This window comes from Kribbella sp. NPDC051952, assembly GCF_040680855.1.
Classification (GTDB): Bacteria; Actinomycetota; Actinomycetes; order Propionibacteriales; family Kribbellaceae; genus Kribbella.
The window spans coordinates 24,877-46,941 of sequence record NZ_JBFAXQ010000038.1 but is presented as its reverse complement, the minus strand read 5'-3'; the positions used below and the strand labels follow the sequence as shown (position 1 = coordinate 46,941).

22 protein-coding genes are annotated in these 22,065 nt (G+C 68.7%); 4 read left to right on the top strand and 18 right to left on the bottom strand.

Features of this window, described 5'->3' with window-relative positions:
* Positions 1-29 precede the first annotated feature (29 nt).
* From AB0L70_RS38610 to AB0L70_RS38600, 3 genes are all read right to left on the bottom strand, one after another.
* A complete protein-coding gene (locus AB0L70_RS38610; protein ID WP_363691851.1) occupies positions 30-701 on the bottom strand; it encodes a response regulator transcription factor in 672 nt (223 codons plus the stop codon).
* 358 nt (positions 702-1,059) lie between these two features.
* Entirely contained in the window at positions 1,060-1,497 is a 438-nt protein-coding gene (aroQ, locus tag AB0L70_RS38605; RefSeq protein WP_363691858.1) for a type II 3-dehydroquinate dehydratase, read from the bottom strand.
* A 25-nt stretch (positions 1,498-1,522) separates the two neighbouring features.
* Positions 1,523-2,122 (bottom strand): TetR family transcriptional regulator, encoded by a 600-nt coding sequence (locus tag AB0L70_RS38600; RefSeq protein ID WP_363691850.1) that lies wholly within the window; start codon positions 2,120-2,122, stop codon positions 1,523-1,525.
* 58 nt (positions 2,123-2,180) lie between these two features.
* Here AB0L70_RS38600 and AB0L70_RS38595 point away from each other — a divergent pair, with 58 nt between their 5' ends.
* Genes AB0L70_RS38595 through AB0L70_RS38585 form a run of 3 tightly spaced genes read left to right on the top strand, consistent with a single transcriptional unit; the run spans position 2,181 to position 5,781 of the window.
* The gene (locus tag AB0L70_RS38595) at positions 2,181-4,181 is read left to right on the top strand and encodes an AAA family ATPase (RefSeq protein ID WP_363691849.1); all 2,001 of its coding nucleotides are present in this window, start codon (positions 2,181-2,183) and stop codon (positions 4,179-4,181) included.
* A 20-nt stretch (positions 4,182-4,201) separates the two neighbouring features.
* Positions 4,202-4,825: an RNA polymerase sigma factor gene (locus AB0L70_RS38590; protein WP_363691848.1), complete on the top strand. Its 624-nt coding sequence runs from the start codon at positions 4,202-4,204 to the stop codon at positions 4,823-4,825.
* Positions 4,822-5,781, top strand: a complete 960-nt coding sequence (locus tag AB0L70_RS38585; protein WP_363691847.1) for a hypothetical protein — start codon at positions 4,822-4,824, stop codon at positions 5,779-5,781. Before AB0L70_RS38590 ends, AB0L70_RS38585 begins: the two co-directional genes overlap by 4 nt.
* Before the next feature lie 4 nt (positions 5,782-5,785).
* On the opposite strand, the gene AB0L70_RS38580 is transcribed toward AB0L70_RS38585, so the two are convergent.
* The 7 genes from AB0L70_RS38580 to AB0L70_RS38550 all read right to left on the bottom strand — a co-directional run bounded on the left by AB0L70_RS38580 (position 5,786) and on the right by AB0L70_RS38550 (position 10,730).
* Positions 5,786-6,868, bottom strand: a complete 1,083-nt coding sequence (locus tag AB0L70_RS38580) for a Gfo/Idh/MocA family oxidoreductase (protein WP_363691846.1) — start codon at positions 6,866-6,868, stop codon at positions 5,786-5,788.
* 88 nt (positions 6,869-6,956) lie between these two features.
* On the bottom strand, positions 6,957-8,057 hold the full coding sequence (gene aroB, locus AB0L70_RS38575; RefSeq protein WP_363691844.1) for a 3-dehydroquinate synthase: 1,101 nt from the start codon (positions 8,055-8,057) through the stop codon (positions 6,957-6,959).
* Complete coding sequence (locus AB0L70_RS38570; RefSeq protein ID WP_363691843.1) at positions 8,054-8,563, bottom strand: shikimate kinase; 510 nt, start codon at positions 8,561-8,563, stop codon at positions 8,054-8,056. Before AB0L70_RS38570 ends, aroB begins: the two co-directional genes overlap by 4 nt.
* Positions 8,560-9,762: a chorismate synthase gene (gene aroC / locus AB0L70_RS38565; RefSeq protein WP_363691842.1), complete on the bottom strand. Its 1,203-nt coding sequence runs from the start codon at positions 9,760-9,762 to the stop codon at positions 8,560-8,562. The genes AB0L70_RS38570 and aroC overlap by 4 nt, the downstream gene beginning before the upstream one ends.
* A gap of 43 nt (positions 9,763-9,805) precedes the next feature.
* Positions 9,806-10,216: a type II toxin-antitoxin system VapC family toxin gene (locus AB0L70_RS38560; protein WP_363691841.1), complete on the bottom strand. Its 411-nt coding sequence runs from the start codon at positions 10,214-10,216 to the stop codon at positions 9,806-9,808.
* Positions 10,213-10,476, bottom strand: coding sequence for a type II toxin-antitoxin system Phd/YefM family antitoxin (locus AB0L70_RS38555; protein WP_363691840.1), 264 nt, complete (start codon positions 10,474-10,476; stop codon positions 10,213-10,215). The genes AB0L70_RS38560 and AB0L70_RS38555 overlap by 4 nt, the downstream gene beginning before the upstream one ends.
* Positions 10,477-10,529: 53 nt before the next feature.
* Positions 10,530-10,730, bottom strand: coding sequence for a hypothetical protein (locus tag AB0L70_RS38550; RefSeq protein ID WP_363691839.1), 201 nt, complete (start codon positions 10,728-10,730; stop codon positions 10,530-10,532).
* 123 nt (positions 10,731-10,853) lie between these two features.
* Here AB0L70_RS38550 and AB0L70_RS38545 point away from each other — a divergent pair, with 123 nt between their 5' ends.
* Complete coding sequence (locus tag AB0L70_RS38545) at positions 10,854-11,969, top strand: ADP-ribosylglycohydrolase family protein (protein WP_363691838.1); 1,116 nt, start codon at positions 10,854-10,856, stop codon at positions 11,967-11,969.
* On the opposite strand, the gene AB0L70_RS38540 is transcribed toward AB0L70_RS38545, so the two are convergent.
* The 8 genes from AB0L70_RS38540 to alaS form a co-directional block, all read right to left on the bottom strand.
* Entirely contained in the window at positions 11,970-13,550 is a 1,581-nt protein-coding gene (locus AB0L70_RS38540; RefSeq protein ID WP_363691837.1) for an FAD-binding protein, read from the bottom strand.
* 85 nt (positions 13,551-13,635) lie between these two features.
* A complete protein-coding gene (locus AB0L70_RS38535; RefSeq protein WP_363691836.1) occupies positions 13,636-14,343 on the bottom strand; it encodes an A24 family peptidase in 708 nt (235 codons plus the stop codon).
* A 21-nt stretch (positions 14,344-14,364) separates the two neighbouring features.
* Positions 14,365-15,411, bottom strand: coding sequence for a DUF2330 domain-containing protein (locus AB0L70_RS38530; RefSeq protein ID WP_363691835.1), 1,047 nt, complete (start codon positions 15,409-15,411; stop codon positions 14,365-14,367).
* A gap of 13 nt (positions 15,412-15,424) precedes the next feature.
* The gene (locus AB0L70_RS38525; RefSeq protein ID WP_363691834.1) at positions 15,425-16,900 is read right to left on the bottom strand and encodes an FAD-binding oxidoreductase; all 1,476 of its coding nucleotides are present in this window, start codon (positions 16,898-16,900) and stop codon (positions 15,425-15,427) included.
* Positions 16,887-17,711 carry a shikimate dehydrogenase gene (locus AB0L70_RS38520; protein WP_363691833.1) on the bottom strand — a complete coding sequence of 275 codons (825 nt, stop codon included), beginning with the start codon at positions 17,709-17,711 and terminating at the stop codon, positions 16,887-16,889. The genes AB0L70_RS38525 and AB0L70_RS38520 overlap by 14 nt, the downstream gene beginning before the upstream one ends.
* Positions 17,712-17,727: 16 nt before the next feature.
* The gene (gene mltG, locus AB0L70_RS38515; RefSeq protein ID WP_363691832.1) at positions 17,728-18,909 is read right to left on the bottom strand and encodes an endolytic transglycosylase MltG; all 1,182 of its coding nucleotides are present in this window, start codon (positions 18,907-18,909) and stop codon (positions 17,728-17,730) included.
* Between the two features lie 11 nt (positions 18,910-18,920).
* A complete protein-coding gene (ruvX, locus tag AB0L70_RS38510) occupies positions 18,921-19,379 on the bottom strand; it encodes a Holliday junction resolvase RuvX (RefSeq protein ID WP_363691831.1) in 459 nt (152 codons plus the stop codon).
* A 16-nt stretch (positions 19,380-19,395) separates the two neighbouring features.
* Positions 19,396-22,065 carry an alanine--tRNA ligase gene (gene alaS, locus AB0L70_RS38505; protein ID WP_363691830.1) on the bottom strand — a complete coding sequence of 890 codons (2,670 nt, stop codon included), beginning with the start codon at positions 22,063-22,065 and terminating at the stop codon, positions 19,396-19,398.

Genomic DNA, 22,065 nt, shown 5'->3' with positions numbered 1-22,065 from the left:
CCTTGGACAGGGCCGGCTTCGTTGAGCTGTTAGATCAGGCCTTCGCGGAGGGCGTAGGCGACCGCGTGCGAGCGGTTGCGCAGTTGCAGGCGGCTGGTCACGTCGTGGAGGACGTTCTTCACCGTTCGCTCCGAATAGGACAGCTCGCGGGCGATCTCCTGGGTGTCCTTGCCGTCGGCCACGAGCCGCAGTACCTGCGTCTCGCGGTCGGACAGCCCGTTGTGGGACAGCTCACGCGGTGCCAGCACGTGCCGCTGCATGCGCGACACCTGACCGAGCAACCGGCCCAGCAGATCTGGTGGCAGGCTGCCATCACCCGCGGCGGCGGCCTGCACCAGGTGCACGATGCGGTCGGCTGTCGCCTCGGTACGACGCAGTACGCCGGACACCCCCAGTTCGACCGCGGTCATCAGAGCATCGTCGTCGATCGTGCTGCCGATCAACACGGTCCGGCGACATCCCCGTTGGGTCGCGGCCCGCAGGACCTGGACGGCTCCCGCGTCCAGCGAATCCACGGCGACCAACGCGACCACTGGCGGGGCGATGCGCTGGCCTGCCGACTCGGACTGCTGCAGTGCCCCGAGGTCGGCGTCACTGATCAGCGCGATCTCCGGGCGCTGCCTGAGTGCGTGCACCAACCCGAACTGCGACAGCGGGTCCAGCGCCTTCACCCAGACCGGAATACGTTGTTGCGTCGTCATACTCGTTACTCCCCCAGAGCGGTTGATCAACGCAGAGCGTTGCTGAACGGAACGGATCGACTCAGCAGTCATACGAACCCCCCAAAATCGTCGATTCCGATCGTGCCCACGAACCTTCAGCCAGCCTTTAGACCGATGACGCGCGTATTACGACCTGATGCCTAGCGTGACGCAAACGCATTTCACCGGCATCTCAACCTGATCTCTTGTCCGTGTGCGGTCGAATCGTGACCTCGCGAACGGCGAAAGCTGCCCACACGGACTAGATGCCCAAAAGGGCAGGATGGTTGCCGGTTCTTCCGGCCGGCGCCCGACTGGGTCTCGGAGACGCGGCGGGTTACTCCGGGAGGGGGCCGGGTTACTCCGGGAGGGTGGTCAGGGCTTGGAGGGCCAGGCGGTAGGAGTTCAGGCCGAAGCCGGCGATGGTGCCGGTGGCTACGCCGGCGACGACGCTGGTGTGGCGGAACTCTTCGCGGGTGGCCGGGTTGGTGAGGTGGATCTCGATCAGGGGTGCGGTGCGCTGGGCGATGGCGTCGCGGAGTGAGTACGAGTAGTGGGTGAACGCGGCCGGGTTCAGCACGACCGGGATCCGGCCGTCGGCGGCCTCGTGCAGCCAGCCGACCAGCTCGGCCTCGTCGTCGGTCTGCCGCACCTCGACCTCGAGCCCGAGCTCGGCGCCCGCCTTCGCGCACTCCCCCACGAGCTCCTCGAAGGTCGTCGAGCCGTACTTCTCCGGCTCCCGCGACCCCAACCGGCCCAAGTTCGGCCCATTCAGCACCAGCACCCGCCTGCTCACATCAGTCACACCATCACCCTAGTGGTCACAACCCGGCAGCCAGCGCCTTGTACGCCGTGATCGCCTCGGCATAGGCGGTCGGGTGGTAGACATCGGCCGCCATACCCGAGGTCATCACCTGCCAGTTGCGCCGGCTCAGCACCTGATTCACCGAGATCAGGCAGGCCGCGGTCACCGCGGCACGCAGATGACCGCCCAGCGCCACCGCAAGCGCCTCCTCGTCAGCCGCAACAAACCGCGTCAGCCGACTCTCGAGCGCAGGGGTCGTGAACACGAGCTCGTAGAACGCGAGGACGGCCGGATCGTCGTTGAGCCCGGTAACCGGGTCATGGCGATCAAGGCCCGCCAGGAAATGATCCCGCAGCGCCTCCACCGGCGACGCCGAGGGCGCCGAGGACGCCGCCACCACGCGGGCGGCCTCGTGCTGGTGATCGGCGAACCGGTGCAGCACCAGGTCCTGCTTCGTCGGGAAGTACTTGAACAGCGTTGGCTTGGACACGTTCGCAGCCGTCGCGATGTCCGTGACCGAGACCTCGTCGAAGCCGCGCTCGAGGAAGAGCTTGATGGCCGCCTCGGAGAGAGCGTCGTGGGTCTGCTGCTTCTTGCGAGCACGAAGTCCGGTCACGCCGACATGTTAACCTAGACAAATTATTGACCGGGTTAACCTTTTTCATTGGAGCGTGATGCGAGAGCTGCCCGAGGAGCGCGCGTACGCCGAGCGATGCCGCGACGCGCTCCGGCGAATGGTCGCGGGAGCCCGCGACAACGTGGTGATCGGCGAAGACACCTGGGGTGACCGCTACACGGCCGAGCGACTCGGCTTCTACCTCAAGACCCTCGCCCGCGACCTGGGCGAGGAGGGAGACAACCCACCCTTCTTCGGCCTCATCGGGTACGGCGAGGACCGCGCGGCCGGCGAGCACCGCAACCAGACCTACTACCTCGGCCGCCGGCACATCTCGGACGCGATCGGCCGCCCGCCGATGGTGATCGACTGGCGAGCACCCGTCTCCACGGCCTTCTACCGCGCGTCCGCCACCGCGCCTCAAGGCATCCAGACCCGCCGCCGCTTCGGCTGGTCGGCCAACACCCTGACCAGCTTCGAAGACGAGCACCTCACCGCCGGCGAGACCTCCAGCGGCAGCGCCTTGGTACGCCGGGAGATCGAGCGAGCTCGCGTCGGGCCAATGCGCGACATCGTCGCCACGATCCAGCCGGAGCAGGACGAGGTCGTCCGGACCGACCTGGAGGTATCGGTCTGCGTCCAGGGCGCACCCGGCACCGGCAAGACCGCGGTCGGCCTGCACCGAGCCGCCTACCTCCTCTACGCCCACCGCGACCGGCTGAAGCGCACCGGCGTCCTCGTGCTCGGTCCCAACCGGGCTTTCCTGCACTACATCTCGGCCGTCCTCCCCACGCTCGGCGAGGTCGACGTCGAACAGACGACCATCGAGTCCCTTCTCGCCCGCGAGATCAAGGCGACCGACGATCCGGCTGCGGCCGGAGTCAAGCACGACCGACGGATGGCCGACGTACTGCGGAACGCGGTCTATGCGCGAGTGCAGCGCCCGGACGAAGCCGTGGTCGTCGCGGATGGGTCGTACAAGTGGCGCGTCAACCAGCACGAGTTCGCGGAGATGGTGACGGAGGCCCGGGTCGAGGCGACGGCGTATCTGCTCGGCCGCGAGCGGGTGATCGCGCGGATCGTCGCCGCACTCCAACGCCAGGCCGAAGCGCGCGGGCAGAACTGCAACGGTGTCTGGCAACGGCGGATGGCCCGAGCCGCGAAGCCGGCCGTCGAGGCAGTCTGGCCGAACACCAAGGCCGACGAGGTCCTGGCCGAACTGCTCAGCGACCGCGACCAGCTCAGCCACGCCGCCGACGGAATCCTCACTCCTGACGAACAAGACCTGATCGCCTGGCCGCGACCACGCAGGGCGAAGAGCGCCCGCTGGACCACCGCCGACGCGGTCCTGCTCGACGAAGTGGGCGCGCTGCTCGAACGCGGACCGACGTACGGACACGTCATTGTCGACGAGGCGCAGGACCTCTCCCCCATGCAGTGCCGCACCATCGCCCGCCGCAGCGAACACGGCTCGATCACCGTCCTCGGCGACCTGGCCCAAGGTACGACGCCCTGGGCCGCGACGGACTGGATCACCCAACTCCAGCACCTCGGGAAGCCAACAGCGCAGGTGATCGCGCTGACCACGGGCTACCGAGTCCCAGCGGCCGTCGTGGAGCTCGCCAACCGCCTGCTCGGCCCCCTCGACGTCTCGGTCCCACCGACCATCTCGTTCCGCACCGACGGCAAACTCACGGTCACCCACGTCGACGAGCTCCCAACCGCCTGCGTCGCCGCCGTACAAGCAGCCCTCGCGGACGAGGGCTCGATCGGCGTGATCGCCGCCGACCACCAGGCGGCCGCACTCGCCGACGCGCTCAAGGCCGCCGGCATCGAGGTCGTCCCCGCAGACGGCGACGGCCGGGTGACCGTCGTACCCGCGAGCCTGGCCAAGGGGCTCGAGTACGACCACGTGATCGCGGTCGAGCCGGCCGAGATCGTCGCCGCCGAGCCCCGCGGCCTGAACCGGCTCTACGTCATCCTGACCAGAGCGGTGTCGAGGTTGGAAGTCCTGCATCACCTGGAGCTCCCCACCGAACTGAAGGGAACCGCCGGCTGACGTCCTGGACTCTTCCAGGCATGAGGACATCAACGCTGGGGGTGCTGATGGGTGAGAGCCCAGGACAGCTGGTGGGCACCGATCGCGAGCTCTGGCAGCGGCTCCGGCTCGCGGACGAGCAGGCGCTGACCGAGCTGTTCCACCGGCACAGTGACGCCGTCTACAACTTCGCGTTCCGCCGTACGGCGTCGTGGTCGCAGGCCGAGGACGTGGTCCAGTTGACGTTCACCGCGCTCTGGCGACGAGCCAAGGCCGGCCGGATCGACGAACTGACGCTCGACTCCGCCCGCCCACTGCTGCTCGTCATGGCCGGATACGAATGCGGCAACGTCCTGCGCTCGACACGTCGGCAGGACGCGCTGCGGAACCGGATCGAGCTGATCGACGCGGGCGGTACGGCGGTCGCCGACCACTCCACGGTCACCGCGGCCCGGATCGACGACGAACGTGCGATGAGCGATATCCGCCGGCTGCTCGACAAGCTCCCCACCAAACTCCGGGACGTGGTCGAACTGGTGGTCTGGTCGGAATGCTCGATGGCCGAAGCGGCTCGCGCCCTCGGCATCCCCGAAGGAACCGTCAAATCCCGCTTGGCCAGGGCGCGCAGCCAGCTGGCCGGAACCTCCTTGGAAGGCCTGAAATGATCACCAAGCTCCCGGCCGACCGGCCGCTCCCGCACAAGCACGAAATCCTCGAACGCATCCTCGCCGACGACCTCACCGCGGTACGCCGTCGCCGCAGCTGGCTGGTGCCCGTCAGCGCCGCCGCCTCCATCGCCGTGATCGCCGGCGGAATCCTGGTCGTTGCCACCGGCCACGACAAGAGCCAGCCGGCACCGGCCACCCAGCAGACATCGGCAACAACCCAGGCCACGACCCCAGCCAAGCCGAAGGTGAGTATCCAGCTCCACCCCGACATCAACATCGACCTCGGCCCGCTCACGGCGGCGGACAAGACGAAGGCTGCGCAGGCCTGCCTGAGCAGCATGGGCGGCCCGAACCGGCCCACCGCCGTTGGCCACGGCATCAAGGTGATGACCTGGGGCCGGCAGGCGAGCGAGACCACGATCGCCTTCACCTCGCCGGAGAACCTGCGCTACGGCTGCTTCGGCGACGGCAAGACGATGACAGCGGCGCCCGTCGGAGGCGACCCGGCCGTGGCGGCCAGGTACAAGAGCCGGATCCCCACGACGGACGCGACCCACCCCGCCGCGCCGACCGAAGGCAGCTCAGCCGTGGGATTCATCGAGTTCGACCAGAAGCCCGACCTCCTGACCAGGGACGGCTGGTACGCGGTCGACGAGCGGGTCGCGACCATGCGGCAGCGCTGGATCGTCCGCGGCACTCCCGGCCCTTGGTACGTCGCCAACGCCGCCGACGGACTGGTGTTCCTCCGGTCCTGGGACCAATCGACCGCGCTGAAACTCGGCGAAGAGGTGAAGCTCGAGACCCAGGTCCTCGACCACGACGGCAATCTCCTCGACGCTCCCGCCACGCTGACCGGACACGGTCTCACTCCGAGCCCCGGCAGCACCCACGTCGACACCGGCAAGATCGTCCGCGAGGCGGCGACGGCGTACGGAATCCTCGAGCTGCTCTGACCCCTTACCAGGGTGCGCCCGGTCCGCCCATGCGTTCGGCATAGGCGGACCCGCGGGTCAGCTCGCCGCGGTGGATGGGTTTGTCGGTGAAGGCCGAGGCGTAGATGGCGGCTGCGAGTTCGACCGTGTTGCGCGCCTCGGCCAAGGTGACCGGAGCCGGGTCGCCGGTGTCCAAGGCGTCCAGTACGGCGGTCAACTGGGCAGTGTGTCCACTCGGGACGTCCGGGAGATCCGCTGTCCACGCGTCCGAAACCGCAGAGTGGCCGTCGGCCGGCGTCACCGTCCAGTCCGGGTTCTGGTAGCCGTACAGATGTTCCAGCTCGACCGTCGCGTTCTCGTAGTCGAAGCGGAGCTGGGACGTCTGGCGCGGCGACACCAGCGAGTTCACGATCGACGCGACCGCGCCGTTCTCGAACGTCACCATCGCCAGCGAGACATCCTCGGTCTGGGTCGGCCGCGCCTGCCGGGCCGCGAGCGCGGTCACCTTCTGCCAGGGACCGTAGATCGACAGCAGCAGATCGTACTGGTGGATCCCGTGACCCATCGTCGGCCCACCGCCCTCGACCTCGAACGTCCCGCGCCAGGGCACCGAGAAGTACGCGTCGTCGCGGAACCAGACGGTGTTGCACAAGGCAACCAACGGCCGGCCGAGGACACCGTCGGCCGCGAGTCGGCGCAGCCGCACCGCGCCGGATCCGAAGCGATGCTGGAAGACACATGCGACCTGAGCCGACGACGCACTCTCCGCCTCGAGCAGAGCATCCAGTTCGTCGAGCGACAGCGTCGGTGGCTTCTCCGTCAGTACGTCGACCCCGGCCGCGAGGGCCTCTGTGGCCAACGGGACGTGGGAGCTGGGCGGCGTACACAGGTGGATGAGATCGACTCCGCCGGCCGCGAGCAGCTCGGTCAGATTCGGGTAGGTCGACGGGATGTTCCACTCGTCCGCGAAGGCCTTGGCCCGGTCGAGGTCGACGTCGACCCCGGCCACCAACTCAGCGCGGTCAGGCAGCGCGGTCACGGCCCGAGCGTGCGACTTCGCGATCCCGCCAGTACCGACGATCGCGATCCGGCGTTTGCTCTCAGTCATATGGAAAGCCCTTTCCGAGGCGTCTCCAGCATCCTCGGCGGCTTTCCGGCGATCTACAAGGGTCAGTTCGCCCCGTGACCGGATCCGGTCAGCTGATCTCGGCGTACGCCGCGACGAGCAGGCTCGGGTCGGGCGCCTCGAGGATCGTCGGCTTGGCCAGCGCGTCCAGGACGACGAAGCGGAGCCGGTCGGCGCGGGTCTTCTTGTCGACCTTCATCGCGTCCTGCAGGTGCGGCCACGCGTCGGCGCGGTAGCTGACCGGGAGGCCGAGGGATTCGAGGACGGCGCGGTGCCGATCCGCCGTCGCGTCATCGAGCCGGCCGGCCGCGCGGGCGAGCTCGGCGACGAAGATCATCCCGATGCTGATCGCGGCGCCGTGGCGCCACTTGTACCGCTCGACCCGCTCGATCGCGTGGCCGAGGGTGTGCCCGTAGTTCAGCGCCTCGCGGCCGATCCGTCCGCCGGCGACGGTGGTCCGCTCGCGCAGATCTGCGCCGACGGAGTCCGCCTTCACCTGGATGGATCGAGCGATCAGCTCCTCGGTCCCGTCGTACGACGGACTTGCCGCGCCGGCCGGGTCCTTCTCGACCAGATCGAGGATCACCGGGTCCGCGATGAAGCCGCACTTCACGACCTCGGCGAGCCCGCTGATGTAGTCGTTGCGCGGCAGCGTCTCCAGCGCGGCGAGGTCGCAGAGGACGCCGGCGGGCTCCCAGAAGGCACCCACCAGGTTCTTGCCCTCGGCCGTGTTGATCCCGGTCTTGCCGCCGACGGCCGCGTCGACCATGCCGAGCAGGGTGGTCGGGATGTGCACGACCTTCACGCCGCGCAGCCAGGTCGCAGCCACGAACCCGGCCAGGTCTGTCGTCGTACCGCCGCCGATGCTCACGATCGCGTCGGAGCGGGTGAAGCCGGCCTGGCCCAGCACCGACCAGCAGTAGGCGAGCACCTCGGCGGTCTTGGCTTCCTCGGCGTCCGGGATCTCGATCGCGTGCGCGGTGTACCCGGACGAGGTCAGGTCGTCGCGGATCGCGTCACCGCTGCTCCGCAAGGCCCGCGGGTGGATCACGGCGACCCGCTGGACGCCGTCCCCGAGCAGGCCGGGCAGCTCGCCCAGCAGGTTGTTGCCGATGACAACGTCGTACGGCGCGGCCGCGGCGACCCGGATCCGGGTCGGCTCGCCGGTCATCCGCGGGCTCCCAGGTGGCCGAGGATCTCCTCCGTGATCTCCTCCGGCGTCTTCCCGTCGGTGATCACCGTCAACTTGGCGACCTCGTCGTACAACGGGCGCCGGGCGTCCATCAGGTTGCGCAACTGGGTCCGGACGTTGCCGAGCAGCAGCGGGCGCGCGACCCCGAGGCCGACGCGCTTCACCGCCTCACCAAGGCTGACGTCGAGGTAGACCACGGTGTGACCGGCCAGGTCGGCGCGGGTATCGGGGTCGAGGATCGCGCCACCGCCGAGTGACAGCACCTCACCGTTGTCGTTCAGAGCCGCGACGATGGCGGCTCGCTCGAGCGCCCGGAAATGCGGTTCGCCATGGTCGACGAAGATGTCGGAGATCGGCTGACCGGCGCCGGCCTCGATGTCCACGTCGGTGTCGCGGTGCTTGGTGTGCAGCCGCTCGGCCAGCAGGGCGGCGATCGTCGACTTGCCGGAGCCGGGCGGACCGACGAGAACAACGAGAGGACTCACTGGTCCCACTCCCGTGGCGTGATCGTGGTCGGCAGGTTCGCCAGGTACGACTTGTGGTTGCGCGAGGTCTCGGTCACCGAGTCGCCGCCGAACTTCTCCAGCGAGACCTCGGCCAGCACCAGCGCGACCATCGCCTCGGCCACGATGCCGGCGGCCGGTACGGCGCAGACGTCGGAACGCTGGTGATGCGCGGAGGCGGCCTCGCCGGTGGTCGTGTCGATCGTGCGCAGTGCCCGCGGAACGGTCGCGATCGGCTTCATCGCGGCCCGGACCCGAAGCGTCTCGCCCGTGCTCATGCCGCCCTCGGTGCCACCCGAGCGACCGCTGGTGCGGCGGATGCTGCCGTCCTCGGCGACGATCTCGTCGTGCGCCTTCGAGCCGGGAGTGCGGGCCAGCTCGAATCCGTCGCCGAGCTCGACACCCTTGATCGCCTGGATGCCCATCAGCGCACCGGCCAGCTTGGAGTCGAGCCGGCGGTCCCAGTGCACGTAGCTGCCGAGGCCCGGCGGGAGTCCGTCCACGACCACCTCGACCACACCGCCGAGGGTGTCGCCGGCCTTCTGCGCGGCGTCGATCTCGGCGACCATCTGCTTGCTCGCGTCCGGGTCCAGGCAGCGCACCGGGTCCGCGTCCAGTTGCGCGACATCGTCGTACGCCGGAATCACGCCGTACGGCGCCTTCACGGTGCCGAGCTCGACCACGTGGCTGACGATGGTGACGCCGTACGCCTGACGGAGGAAGCGGGCCGCGATCTCGCCGAGCGCGACGCGGGCCGCGGTCTCGCGGGCGCTGGCCCGCTCGAGCACCGGGCGGGCCTCGTCGAACCCGTACTTCTGCATGCCGGCCAGGTCCGCGTGCCCCGGCCGCGGGCGGGTCAGCGGCGCGTTCCGGGCCAGGTCCGCGAGCACTTCCGGATCGACCGGATCCGCGCTCATCACCTGCTCCCACTTCGGCCACTCGGTGTTCCCGACCTGGACCGCACACGGGCTCCCGAGGGTCAGCCCGTGCCGGAACCCGCCGACGAACGTCACCTCGTCCCGCTCGAACTTCATCCGGGCGCCACGGCCGTACCCCAGCCGACGACGGGCCAGCGCATCGGCCACATCATCAGTGGTGACCTCAACCCCAGCGGGAAGACCTTCAAGTACGGCGACGAGCGCTTGTCCGTGCGACTCGCCGGCGGTAAGCCAGCGCAGCATGCCGCAATTCTTTCACGCGCCCACCACCACCCCGGACCCGGTCTCAGGTGTGGAAGGGATTGAGGAGACGGACGCCGGTGCGCTCGACGTCCGCGGCGTTCCGGGTGACGAACGTCCAATCGTGCACAAGCGCGGTCGCGGCCATCAATCCGTCCACCAGCGGCAGCGGTTCTGACGCATTCAGGGCGCCCCAGGTCTCGGCAACCTCCAGCGACACCGGGACGATCCGGTCCGCATACCCGCGAACCAGTCGGCGGCGCCAGTCCTCGATCGCGGCCGCCTGCTCGGGGTCTCGCGCGGCGAGCCGCGCGACGCCCCGCTTGATCTCTCCAACCACCAGAACACTCAGGTACAGCTGACTCGACCGGACCGAGTCGAGCCAGTCCGTCGCGCCCACATCGGGAGATTTCTTCCGGAACTCCGAGACCACGTTCGTGTCGAGCAGAAAGCTCACTCGAAGTCGACCTGCCGCACCGGAGCCGTCGAACGCTCGATCTCGAGCCCGCTCAGATCTGGCGCCGAGGTCAGAAAATGCTTGAAGTCCACCACTTCCGCTCCCGTCATCCGCCGGTAGTCCACGATGTCCAGCACGACGGCGACCTGCTGGCCGTGCTTCGTCACGAACTGCGGACCGTCGGCCTGAACGGCGCGGATCAACTCACTGAAATGCTGTTTCGCCTCCTGCAGCTGCCACTGTCCAGCCGTAACCGTCATCACCATCACCTCGGAAACAGTCTAGACAGACTGGACAGAATCCATCAACCGGATCAGCGGCAGGTTGGGGTTTCTTGGGTCAGGCCTTCGCGGAGGGTCAGGACTGCGTCGATGGTTCTGACGATCGGGGAGGTGTCGCAGGAGGTCGAGGCGCTGGCTGCTGAACCGCCGGCGATCGCGGCGCCGGTCAGCGCCGTAGCGGCGAAGGCGGCCACCGCCAGGCGCCCGGCGGTACGACGGAATGCGGGGGTCATCATGCGCTCCTTCTCGATCGGCTTCGTTCTACCAATGACGGTAGAAGGAACGAGCTGAGAGGAACCTGGCCCTGGAACCCGTCTTCGGGGTAGCGCTGGCACCACCCTGGATAGGGTCTTTGCATGACTCGGGTGGCGGATGAGACGTGGCGGGCGCGGATTCGCGGGTGTCTGCTGGGCGGGGCGATCGGGGACGCGCTGGGTGGGCCGGTCGAGTTCGAGAACGCGCATTCGATCGTGGCGAAGCACCCTGACGGCCTGAAGACCTTCGCCTCCGGCTCAGCCGGCTGGCCGCCGGGGACGATCACGGACGACACCCAGATGACGCTGTTCACGGTCGAAGGGCTGATCCGGGCGAGCGTCCGGACCGATCGCGGGCTCGGCTTCACGGTGGCCGTCGTACAGCATGCGTACGATCGCTGGCTCGACACGCAGACGCTGCCCGGGCCGAGTGGTGCGCGGGACGGCTGGCTGCAGGCCGAGCAATGGCTGTACGCCCGGCGGGCACCGGGAAACACCTGCCTGAGTGCGCTTACCGAGGCCCGGAAGGGTGAGGCGAAGATCCCGCAGTTCGGCGCGGACGCGGTGAACGACTCCAAGGGCTGCGGCGGGGTGATGCGGGTTGCGCCGTTCGGCCTGATCCGGGCGCCCTACCCGATCGAGTGGGTCTTCGACTCGGCCGCGACCGCAGCCGGGTACACGCACGGTCACCCGACCGGCAAGCTGGCGTCCGGCACTCTCGCCGCGCTCATCCGTGCCCTGTGCGACGGCGCCGCACTCGACGACGCGCTCTCGACGGCCACAGAATTCCTGACCCAGCACGAAGGCCACGAGGAGACCAGTACGGCGCTCTCCTTCGCGCGTCACCTGGCGGCGACCGCACCGGCCAACCCCGTGACGGTCGAGCGCCTCGGCGGCGGCTGGGTAGCGGAAGAGGCGCTCGCGATCGCCGTCTACGCCGCGCTCGCCTGTCCCGAGCCCGACCAGTTCCTCGACGCCCTCGCGCTCGCGGTCACCCATTCGGGCGACAGCGACTCCACCGGAGCCATCTGCGGGAACATCCTCGGCGCCCTCCACGGCGAGACGGCTCTGCCCCCAGAGCTCGTCTTCACCGTCGAGGGCCGTCCTGTCATCCTCCAGTTGGCCGACGACCTCGCGCTGGAGTTCGCCGGCGGCCGGCGGTTGCACGGCGACTACGGCCCACACACCGCGTGGACCACCCGGTACCCGGGCTGGTGATCACTTCAGTTCGATCGACAGCCTGTGGTGAAAGACGTTCCGCGGATCCCAGGTGGACTTGACCTGCTGCAGCCGCGGGTAGTTGCCCAAGTAGTACAGGTCGTGCCACGGCACCCCGGACTTGTTGTACGCCGGATCCGCCAGATCCGCGTCCGGGTAATTGATGTACGACCCCGCGTTGTACGCGTTCGGCACCGGCACCCCGCCGGTGTCCTTGTAGATGGCCGAGTACACCTTGCGCGCCCAGGCCAGGTTCGCCTCGTCGTCGGCCGCGTTGTCCCACGCCGCGGTGAGCACCATCTTGCAGAACACGTCCCGCTGCGCCGACGCCGTCGCGTTGGACGGGACCGAGTTCACCTTCCCGCCGTACGGGACCAGCAGGATCGACGACCCCGGCCCGTTGTACGACGCGTCGGTCAGCCCCTGGTAGATCGCCAGCAACTGCGCGTCGGTGTACCCCTTCCGCAGGTACGCCGCCTTGAACTTGCCCCGGTTCGGCGTCGGTGTCTCGGCGATCGACCGCTGCATCGTCGTGTGCAGGAACGGCCCCTCGCCCGTGTCGAGCACCTGCGGCTTCGGGTCGACACCCTCGACCATCGCCGCGTTGAACGCCGCCATCAACCCGGCCGCGTTCGGCGCCGCCGCGTCGATCTGCGTCGACAGCAAGAACTGCCCCGCCGACGAGTGGGTCAGGATGAACGGTGCGTACAGCGTCGCGTACGGCGAATCCGCGGTGTTGTGCTGCTCGAAGAAGTCCAGCCAGTTCCGCAGCGTCCGGATGAAGCCGGCCTGCGTGGTCGTCTTCCAGTCGTAGACGAGCAGGCTCGCCCGCAGCGCAGCCGGTGCCTTCGGCAACGATTCGGCCGGCGTCCGGCCGGACGAACCGGCGGACCGCATCAGGTACCGCGTGACGACACCGAAGTTCCCGCCGCCACCACCGGTGTGCGCCCACCACAGGTCCTTGTGGGCGTTGTCGCGGGTCGCCACCACGGACCGGGCTCGGCCACGGGCGTCCACGACGACGATCTCCACGCCGTACAGGTGGTCGACGACCGAGCCGTACTTGCGCGAGAGCGGCCCGTACCCGCCACCGCTGAAGTGACCGCCGACCCCGACAGCGAGGCAGCCGCCGCCGGGCACGGTCACGCCCCAGCCGTAGAACAACTCCTTGTAGACGGTCTCGAGGACCGCGCCCGCGCCGATCGAGAACGCTTTGTACTGCGGGTCCCACGTGACTTCGTCGTACGTCGACATGTCGAGCAGGACCTGGATGTCGCTGGTGTCCACGAAGTCCTCGAAGCAGTGCCCGCCACCACGGACCGCGATCCGTTTGCCGGACCGGACGGCCTCCTGGACCGCCTGGACGGCGTCCTCGGTCGAGCGGATCACCCGCGCGTACTCGGGCTTGCCGACGAACCGCCGGTTCTGGCCACGCTGGACGAGATCCTGGTAGCGCGCATCGTTCGGCCCGATCTTCGAACCGATGACCGCGGCCGGCGCCGCTGACGCCGTACCGGGTATCGCTAGTGCCGCGCCGGTGACGGCGGTCCCGGCCAAGAGACCTCGGCGACTGACTGGCATGGGTTTCCTCCCAGATCGATTACCTCGACCCTAGGAAAATCCGCACTCCACCCGCATCAACCATCCGGCTGAGTCCAGGCATCAGCTATCCGGTGTACAACCGCTCCAACGGCGCACCCAGGAACACGCCGGCCAAGGCGCCAACGAGCATGTACGGGCCGAAGGGGACCATCTGCTTGCGGGTCATCACCTTCCCCACGATCAGCACGATCCCGACGATCGCTCCGAGGAAGAACCCGCCGTACAGGCCGCTCGCGAACTGGCCCCAGCCCAACCACCCCAGCGCCAGTCCGAGCAGCCCGGACAGCCGCACGTCACCGAACCCGACGCCGCGCGGGAACGCGAACCAGAGCAGGTAGAACACCGCGAATCCGATCGCGCCCGCGATCACCGCCCGTCGCAACGAGCCCCACTCCCCTGACACCACGGCCGCGCCGAGCAACGCCAGCCCGACCACGAGGTACGACGGCCAGATGATCACCGACGGCAGATACCGCGTCCGGGCATCGATGTACCCGAGCACCGCGCCGGCGACGGTCAGCAGCAGCCACGCCGGCAACACCGCGGTCATCCCGAGCATCAACCCGAGCAGTCCGCCGGCCACCGCCGCCAGCCCGCCACACCAGTACGCCGCTCGCCGTCCGGCCAGCGCGGAGTACGGGACCTTCGTCTCGCCCTCCTCCAGCACCGGCTCCGGGATGCGCCGCATCAGCCAAGGCCCGAGGACGTACGCCGCCGGGCCGCAGCAGACCACGCCGATCCCTGCGGCGAGCAAAGCGTTGTCAGCGGACACGATCCAGGAGCCTAGACGATGTCAGCCCCTCGCCACGCGGGCCCTGTGGACAAGTATCCGCCCCACCAGCGCGGCGCCGCCGCCGATCAGCAGCAGGCCGCCGAAGAGTACGCCGATCGTGCTCCAGAACCCGTCGTTCCTGGTCACGTAGGTGACCCGCTGGAACTCGTCGTCGTTCGCCGCCGGCGCGAACGTGAAGTCGTCGGTGATTCGGCTGGGATCGCTGTACGTGACCGTGTATGCGGTCAGGAAGTCGGCCGGCTTGGTCAGCGTCTCGCTCTCGACCCGCCCGGCGAACAGCAGCTCCGGCTTCACGTCCGGGTCGGGCAGCTTGGTGGCATCGACGCGGTGCGCGGCCGCGACGTACACGGTCACCGTCTGGTCGGTGGTGGCACCCTTGCTCAGCCGCATCGGGTAGACGATCCGGTCCGAGGCGAACGTCAGCCGCAGCGGAGGTGTCGCCCCGCTCATCGACTCGCCGTCGCGCTTCGGCGCGAGCTTCACGGCGACGATCTCCCACTTCTCGGTCAGGTACGGCGTGAGGTTCGCGGCCAGCGTGGCGGGTACGACGTACCCGTTCGTGCGCAGCCAGTCCGTCACGGCGGTGCCGCTCGATCCGTCGATGCGCGCGACCTGGAACGGCCCGAGGACCATCTGCTGCCGCACGTTCACCCCGGACCCGGCTCCGGGTGCCGCGCCGGCATAGTCGCCCCGGCCGGCCATGATGCCGAGGTTCCGGAACGGCCAGTAGGTCTTCTTGGTCACGACCTTCGGCCGCGTCATCATGTCCAGGCGGTAGAACAGCTGGTCGTCGCCGAGTTCGACCTTGGCCGCGGCGGGCACCGGCATGATCCAGGCCGCCTTCTTCGATGTCCCGTTGATCGCCATCGAGAGCGTGATCTTCTCGGTGCCGGCGTCGTACTGGACCAAGGCGTTCTCGCCGTACGCCCTTGCCCGCGACTCCGCGTCCGGTAGATAGCCGCCGCACGCGCAAGCCCACGCGGGCGTCACTCCGGCCGCGACGAACCCGACTGCCAGTACTCCTGCAAGAACCCGCCAGAACTTCACTGCCGGAGACTATCTAGGCAAGGGTGTAGGTGGTGTGGAAGAAGTTCGCCGGGTCGTACTTCTTTTTAACGGTCTGCAGGCGCGGCAGGCTCGCACCGTAGTACGTGCTGACCGACCGACCGGTCTCGACGTAGTTGACGTAGCCGCCGGCCGAGTATGCGCGGACCGCGCGATGCCCGTTGGTGATGAAGGTCTGCGCGGTCTTGAGCTGCGCCGTCGTCGGGTGCGCGGGCGTGCCGGAGTACCACTGGACCACCCCGAGCGCCGACCGCCAGGCCCAGGACGCGCCACCGGCCGGCTGCTTGGCCGCCTGTCCACCCAGCGGGTCGAGGATCGCCGACGCGGGAGTCTTGGCCCGGGCCGCCGCCTTCACCGCACCGAGCAGCGCCGTGATCGTTGCCGCGTTCATCGGGCCCTTCAGTACGTCGGAACCCGCCAGGAAGCCGGTCCGTGGGCTGGTCGTCCCGCCGCCGAGGTACTTCACCGCCTCCATGTGCGTCTTCACGGTGATCGACCGCGTGGACGCCCTCACGCCGACGAACGACTCCAGCTGTGCCGCCGCTGCGGCCGCGCTGCCGGTGGTGGAGATGCCGAGCACGTGGATCGACAGCGTTCCGTTGCTGCGGGCATCGATGTGCAGATTGCCCCAGGAAGTGATCGGCGCGGTCTGGGCGAACATCTGCCAGCCGCGGACCACGGCCGCGGCCTGCGACTCGGTCCAGGTCAGCCGGAAGAACCCGAGCTTGGTCGCGGGAATCGTGGAGATCCGGAACGACGTGACCACGCCGAGGTTCCCGCCGCCGCTCCCCCGCAGCGCCCAGAACAGGTCGGGCTCCACGGTCGCGCTGACGTTGTGCGGCTTGCCGTCGGCGGTGATCACGCCCATCGACAGGATCCGGTCGCAGGTCAGACCGAACGCGCGGGTGTGGATCCCCATCCCGCCGCCAAGTGCGAGTCCGGCGATGCCGACGGTCGGGCAGGTCCCGGTCGGGAGCGACCGTCCGCACTTGTCGAGGAACGCGTGGACGTCGTACAAGCGTGCGCCGGCGCCGATGGTGACGACTCCGTTGGCGTAACTGATCCCGCGGATGGCGCCGACGTCGAGCTGCATGCCGTTGCTGATCGTGGATGCGCCGACGTACGAGTGGCCGCCGCTCTTCGGCACCAGGACGAGCTTGTTCGCGCGGGCGAAGTTGATCGCCTTCTGCACGTCGGTGGCGTTCGCGGCCTTGACCACGGCCGTCGGCCGGACGGCGTCCCAGCGCGGATTGAAGAGCAGATGCGTGTTGGCGTACCCGGCCGATGCCTGTAGATAGAGGCGGCCCGCGAGCGACCGGGCGAAGCTGTTCCAGTTCGGCGCGGCCGCGACCGAGGTCAGATTGTTCGCCGCTCCGGTGGTGACTTTCTTCGCGTCCGTGCAGCCGGCCAGCGAGGTGGCGGCGAGTGCGCCGGCTGTCTTCAGTACCGTGCGACGGTCAAACTGACTCACGATCCCCGAGCTCCTCACGGGCGGCGGCCCTCATGGCCGCCAGAGGTGCCGGCGACCTACCAGTCATCATCTCCACCTGGAGGGTCGCCTGGTGCACGAGGAGATCAAGCCCGTTCAACAGCTCTGTACCGATCCGGTGCGCCGCGATCGCGAGCTTCGTCGGCCACGGGTGGTAGGCCACGTCGAAGACCACCGGCGCCACCGCCGCGAAGTGCTCGGCCCACGGATCGACGGCCCCACCGGGAAGCGTCGAGATGCACAGATCGAACCCGCCGATCTGCTCGACCTGGGAGAAGTCCGCAACCGAAGTCCGCAGGTTCAGTTCAGCCGCCAGGTCCCGCAGCCGCTCGGCCTTGGCGAGGTCCCGGACCACGACCGTCACCTCGCTGACCTGCAGCCCACGCAACGCGGCCAGCGTTGACGCGGCGGTCGCCCCGCCACCCAGCACGACGGCCGAGTCGGCCGCGGTGATGCCCCGCTCGGCGAACGCATTCACCAGCCCGGGTACGTCGGTGTTGTGCGCGGACCGGGATCCGTCCGGCTCGAACAGCATCGTGTTCGCCGCACCGATCAGCTCCGCGACCGGATCGACCGTGTCGACGAGGTCCAGCGCAACCCGCTTCAGCGGCATGGTCAACGACAGTCCGCGAGTGTCGTCGCCGAGCGAGGCGACGAATCCGCGGAGTTCATCCTCTTCGACCTCGAAAGCGTCGTACTGCCAGTCCAGACCGAGAGCGGCGTACGCGGCCCGGTGCATCGCCGGCGACAGCGAGTGCGCAATCGGCGAACCGAGCACGGCACACCGGGTCATGAATCCAGCACAGTCATCAGCACCGGTCCTTGTGCGCGGCACACCAGGCCTGCAGCTTCTTCACGTTCGCCTCGTGCTCGGTCGACGTCGTGGCGAACGCGGTCTCACCGGTGTCGAGGTTGATAAGGGTGAAGTACCGCCAGGACCCTTGGGCGGGGTTGATCGCGGCCCGCAGGGTGTCCTTGGTCGGCGAGTTGATCGGCGTCGGCGGCAGACCCTTGTACTTGTAGGTGTTGTACGGGGACGGGTTCTCACGCTGCTCGGGCGTCGTGAACACGCCGCCGTTCCGGCCGACCACGTAGTGGATGGTCGAGTCCATCTGCAGCTTCTGTCCGCTCGCCAGCCGGTTGTAAATCACCCGGGCGACCTTGGCGTAGTCCTGCGGCCGGTTCGTCTCCGCACCGATGATGCTCGCCACGATCACCGCCTGGTACGGGTCGAGCTTCTTGTGCTGCGCGGTCTTCACCAGGTTCAGGTCGGCCGCCGTCTTCGCGTACTTCGCCGTCATCTGCTTCAGGATCGTGTACGCCGTCGCACCCTTCGGGATGTCGTACGTCCCCGGGTACAGGAAGCCCTCGGCGTTGTTGTGCGCGTACGCCGGCAGCCCGAGCGAGGCGGGTTTCGCCAGCGCACCCGCGGCGGCACCGGCCGGTAGCTTCAGCTTCGACTTCTGCAGGTTGTCGCTGACCTCGGCCTTGGTCCAGCCGGCCCGGAAGCTGATCCGGGTGACCAGGATCGACTTGGCCGTGTCCAGCATCAGCGCGAGTGCGGCCTTGGCCGACATCTCCTTCTTCAGCGTGTACGTGCCGGCCTGGATCTGCAGCGACCGCGGATCGTCGCGGGCCACCCGCTCGAACGCGCGGGCACTCTTCACCACGCCCTTCTTCTCGAGCGTGTCCGCGATCGACTTGGTGGCCTGGCCCTTGCTGATCTCGACCACGACCGGATCCTTGCCGGCGCCGCTGTAGTCCGGCGCGGCGAACAACTGCTCGATCGCGTCCTTGCCCTTGCCGAAGCCGACCACGGCACCGGCGACCAGCGAGCCGACGACGAGCAGCGAGATCACACCGGCGAAGCAGCCGAACGCGCGCCGGCCGCGGGCGCGACGGCGGTTCGCCCGCCGCTCGACCCGGCTCTCCGGGCGCAGTCCGAGCCCGGTGCCGAGGTCCTCGTCACCTTCGTTCAGATCCTCATCCACCGATGGTCCGTTCACAGGGGCCTCCCGGGTGGGTTGCCGGTCTCCCGCTCGAGGTCGAGCGCGTGTTGCAGAATCACGACCGCGGCGGCCTGGTCGACCACCGCACGCCGCTTGGAACCCTTCTTCCCGCGTTCCCGCAGCATGCGTTCGGCGGTGACCGTGGTGAACCGTTCGTCCACCAGCCGCACCGCCGGCCCCGAGTGTTCCGCCTGCACCTTCTGTCGCACCAGCTCTGCCGTCTCCCGGATCTTCACCGCGGCCGGCCCCTCGCCCCCGGACAGGGAGCGCGGCAATCCGACCACGATCTCGACCGCATCGTATTCGGCGGCGAGTGCGGCGATCCTATCCAGGTCACCGGGCCCTCGGCGGACCGTTTCCACAGGCGTAGCCAGAATCCCGTGCGGATCGCTGCTCGCGACACCGATCCGGACGTCACCGATATCGAGTGCGATCCGCACGCCGACTCTCACCTGGGCCTCGCCTCGGTCAGCCGGTGACGAGCTGGCCGATGGTGTGTTCCACCGCCGCCAGAGCCTCGTCGGAGCCGCTGGCCTCGGTGCCGCCACCTTGGGCCACGTCGTCCTTGCCGCCGCCGCGTCCGCCCAGCTTCTCGGCCGCGACCCGGACCAGGTCACCGGCCTTCAGCCGCCATTCGCGCGCGGTGTCGTTGAGTGCGACCACCACTGCGGGCTTGCCGTCGTTCACGCTCAGTACGGCGACCACGGCCGGCTTGTCGTTGCTCATCCGGCCGCGCACGTCCAGGGCCAGCTTGCGCAGGTCCCCACCGTTCACACCGTCCGGTGCGCGATGACCGACGTACTGGACTCCGAAGACGTCGCGCGGGTTGCTCGCGATCTCGGCGCCGGCCGCGAGGACCTGCGATGCACGGACCCGCTCGAGCTCCTTCTCCGCCGTACGCAGCCGCTCGGCCAGGTCGGCAACCTTGGCGGGCAGCTCCTCCGGCCGGGTCTTCAGGTTCTCGCTGAGCAGCCGGACCAGCGCGCGCTCACGGCCGAGGTAGTGCAGCGCCTCGATGCCGACGAAGGCCTCCAGCCGCCGGACCCCCGCACCGACCGAGGACTCACTGGTGACGGTCAGCGCGCCGACCTGCGACGAGTGCTTCACGTGCGTGCCACCACAGAGCTCACGCGACCAGGGGCCGCCGATCTCGACCACGCGGACCTGCTCGTCGTACGTCTCACCGAACAGCGCCAGCGCGCCCCACTCCCGAGCCGCCGGGAGCGTCATGTACTGCGCGGACACCGGCAGGTCCTGCCGTACGGCGAGGTTGGCGACCTCCTCGATCTCCGACCGGGTCGCCTGGTCCAGCGCCGACGACCAGGCGAAGTCGAGCCGCAGGTAGCCGGGCTTGTTGTACGAACCGCTCTGCAGCGCGTTCGGGCCGAGCACCTGGCGCAGCGCCGCGTGCACGACGTGCGTGCCGGAGTGCGCCTGGCAGGCCGAGACCCGCCACTCGTGGTCGACCTCCGCGTGCACGTCCTGACCGGGCCGCAGCACTCCCTCGAGCACCTCGACCTTGTGCACGATCAGGCCCTTGACCGGGCGCTGGACGTCGAGCACCTTCAGCTTCATGCCGTCGGCGACGATCAGGCCCTCGTCGGCGATCTGGCCACCGGACTCGGCATAGAACGGGGTCTTCTCCAGCACGACCTCGACGGTCTCGCCCTGCTCGGCGGCATCGGCGACGACGCCGTCGCGCAGCAGGCCGCGGATCTGCGAGTCGGTGGCGAGCTCCTGGTAGCCGGTGAACTCGGTGACGCCCTTCTCCCGCAGCTCCCGGTACCCCGAGGTGTCCGCGTGACCGGCCTTCTTGGCCCTGGCGTCCGCCTTGGCCCGCTCGCGCTGTTCCTTCATCAGGCTCTTGAAGCCTTCGGTGTCGACCTGAAGACCTTGCTCGGCCGCCATCTCGATGGTCAGGTCGATCGGGAACCCGTACGTGTCGTGCAGCTGGAACGCCTTCTGGCCCTCGAGCTGGTGCGCGCCGCCGGCCTTGGTGTCCTTGACGGCGACGTCGAAGATGCTCGTCCCGGCCGTGAGAGTACGGCGGAACGCCTCCTCCTCGGCGTACGCGACCTGGCTGATCCGGCCGAAATCGGCTTCCAGCTCGGGGTAGGACTTCTTCATCTGCTCGAGGCTGGTCGGCAGCAGCTCGACCAGGCTCGGGTCCTCGTAGCCGAGCAGGCGCATCGAGCGGATCGCGCGGCGGAGCAGCCGGCGCAGGACGTATCCGCCTTGCTCGTTGCCCGGGGTGACGCCGTCGCCGATCAGCATCAGCGCGCTGCGGACGTGGTCGGCGATGACGCGGAAGCGCACGTCGTCGACGTGCTCGACGCCGTACTTGCGGCCGCTCAGCTCGGAGGCCTTCTCGATCACCGGGTAGATCTCGTCGATCTCGTACATGTTGTCGACGCCCTGCAGGAGATACGCGACCCGCTCCAGGCCGAGGCCGGTGTCGATGTTCTTCTTCGGCAACTCGCCGAGGATCTCGTACCCGTCCTTGCCGCCACCCTCACCGCGGATGTTCTGCATGAAGACCAGGTTCCAGAACTCCAGGTAGCGGTCGCCCGCCTCCCAGTCCCGGTCCGCGCCGAACTCCGGGCCGCGGTCGATCAGGATCTCCGAACACGGGCCACACGGACCCGGGATGCCCATCGACCAGAAGTTGTCCTTCATGCCGAGGCGGACGATCCGGTCGTCGGGCAGGCCGGCGACCCGCTTCCAGATGTCGATCGCCTCGTCGTCGTCGTAGTACACCGACGCGTAGAGCACCGACTCGTCGAAGCCGTAGCCGCCGTCGTGCTGGGACTTGGTGACCAGCTCCCAGGCGTACTCGATCGCCTTCTCCTTGAAGTAGTCACCGAAGGAGAAGTTGCCGTTCATCTGGAAGAACGTGCCGTGCCGGGTGGTCTTGCCGACCTCTTCGATGTCGAGCGTCCGGACGCACTTCTGCACGCTGGTCGCGCGCGCGTACGGCGGGGTCTGCTGACCGACGAAGTACGGGACGAACTGGGCCATGCCGGCGACGTTGAACAGCAGGTTCGGGTCCGGCGACGGCAGTGGCGCGCTCGGCACCACGGTGTGACCCCGGTCCTCGAAGTACGTCAGGAACCGACGCCTGATCTCACTGGTTTCCAT

What these genes read in the sequence shown, in the direction of transcription:
- AB0L70_RS38555 (WP_363691840.1), bottom strand. Translation starts at nt 10,476, where the DNA reads ATGACGGTTACGGCTGGACAGTGGCAGCTGCAGGAGGCGAAACAGCAT.
- aroC (WP_363691842.1), bottom strand. Translation starts at nt 9,762, where the DNA reads ATGCTGCGCTGGCTTACCGCCGGCGAGTCGCACGGACAAGCGCTCGTC.
- alaS (WP_363691830.1), bottom strand. Translation starts at nt 22,065, where the DNA reads ATGGAAACCAGTGAGATCAGGCGTCGGTTCCTGACGTACTTCGAGGAC.
- AB0L70_RS38545 (WP_363691838.1), top strand. Translation starts at nt 10,854, where the DNA reads ATGACTCGGGTGGCGGATGAGACGTGGCGGGCGCGGATTCGCGGGTGT.
- AB0L70_RS38540 (WP_363691837.1), bottom strand. Translation starts at nt 13,550, where the DNA reads ATGCCAGTCAGTCGCCGAGGTCTCTTGGCCGGGACCGCCGTCACCGGC.
- AB0L70_RS38520 (WP_363691833.1), bottom strand. Translation starts at nt 17,711, where the DNA reads ATGACCCGGTGTGCCGTGCTCGGTTCGCCGATTGCGCACTCGCTGTCG.
- aroB (WP_363691844.1), bottom strand. Translation starts at nt 8,057, where the DNA reads ATGACCGGCGAGCCGACCCGGATCCGGGTCGCCGCGGCCGCGCCGTAC.
- AB0L70_RS38595 (WP_363691849.1), top strand. Translation starts at nt 2,181, where the DNA reads ATGCGAGAGCTGCCCGAGGAGCGCGCGTACGCCGAGCGATGCCGCGAC.
- AB0L70_RS38580 (WP_363691846.1), bottom strand. Translation starts at nt 6,868, where the DNA reads ATGACTGAGAGCAAACGCCGGATCGCGATCGTCGGTACTGGCGGGATC.
- AB0L70_RS38590 (WP_363691848.1), top strand. Translation starts at nt 4,202, where the DNA reads ATGAGGACATCAACGCTGGGGGTGCTGATGGGTGAGAGCCCAGGACAG.
- AB0L70_RS38550 (WP_363691839.1), bottom strand. Translation starts at nt 10,730, where the DNA reads ATGACCCCCGCATTCCGTCGTACCGCCGGGCGCCTGGCGGTGGCCGCC.
- AB0L70_RS38610 (WP_363691851.1), bottom strand. Translation starts at nt 701, where the DNA reads ATGACGACGCAACAACGTATTCCGGTCTGGGTGAAGGCGCTGGACCCG.
- AB0L70_RS38585 (WP_363691847.1), top strand. Translation starts at nt 4,822, where the DNA reads ATGATCACCAAGCTCCCGGCCGACCGGCCGCTCCCGCACAAGCACGAA.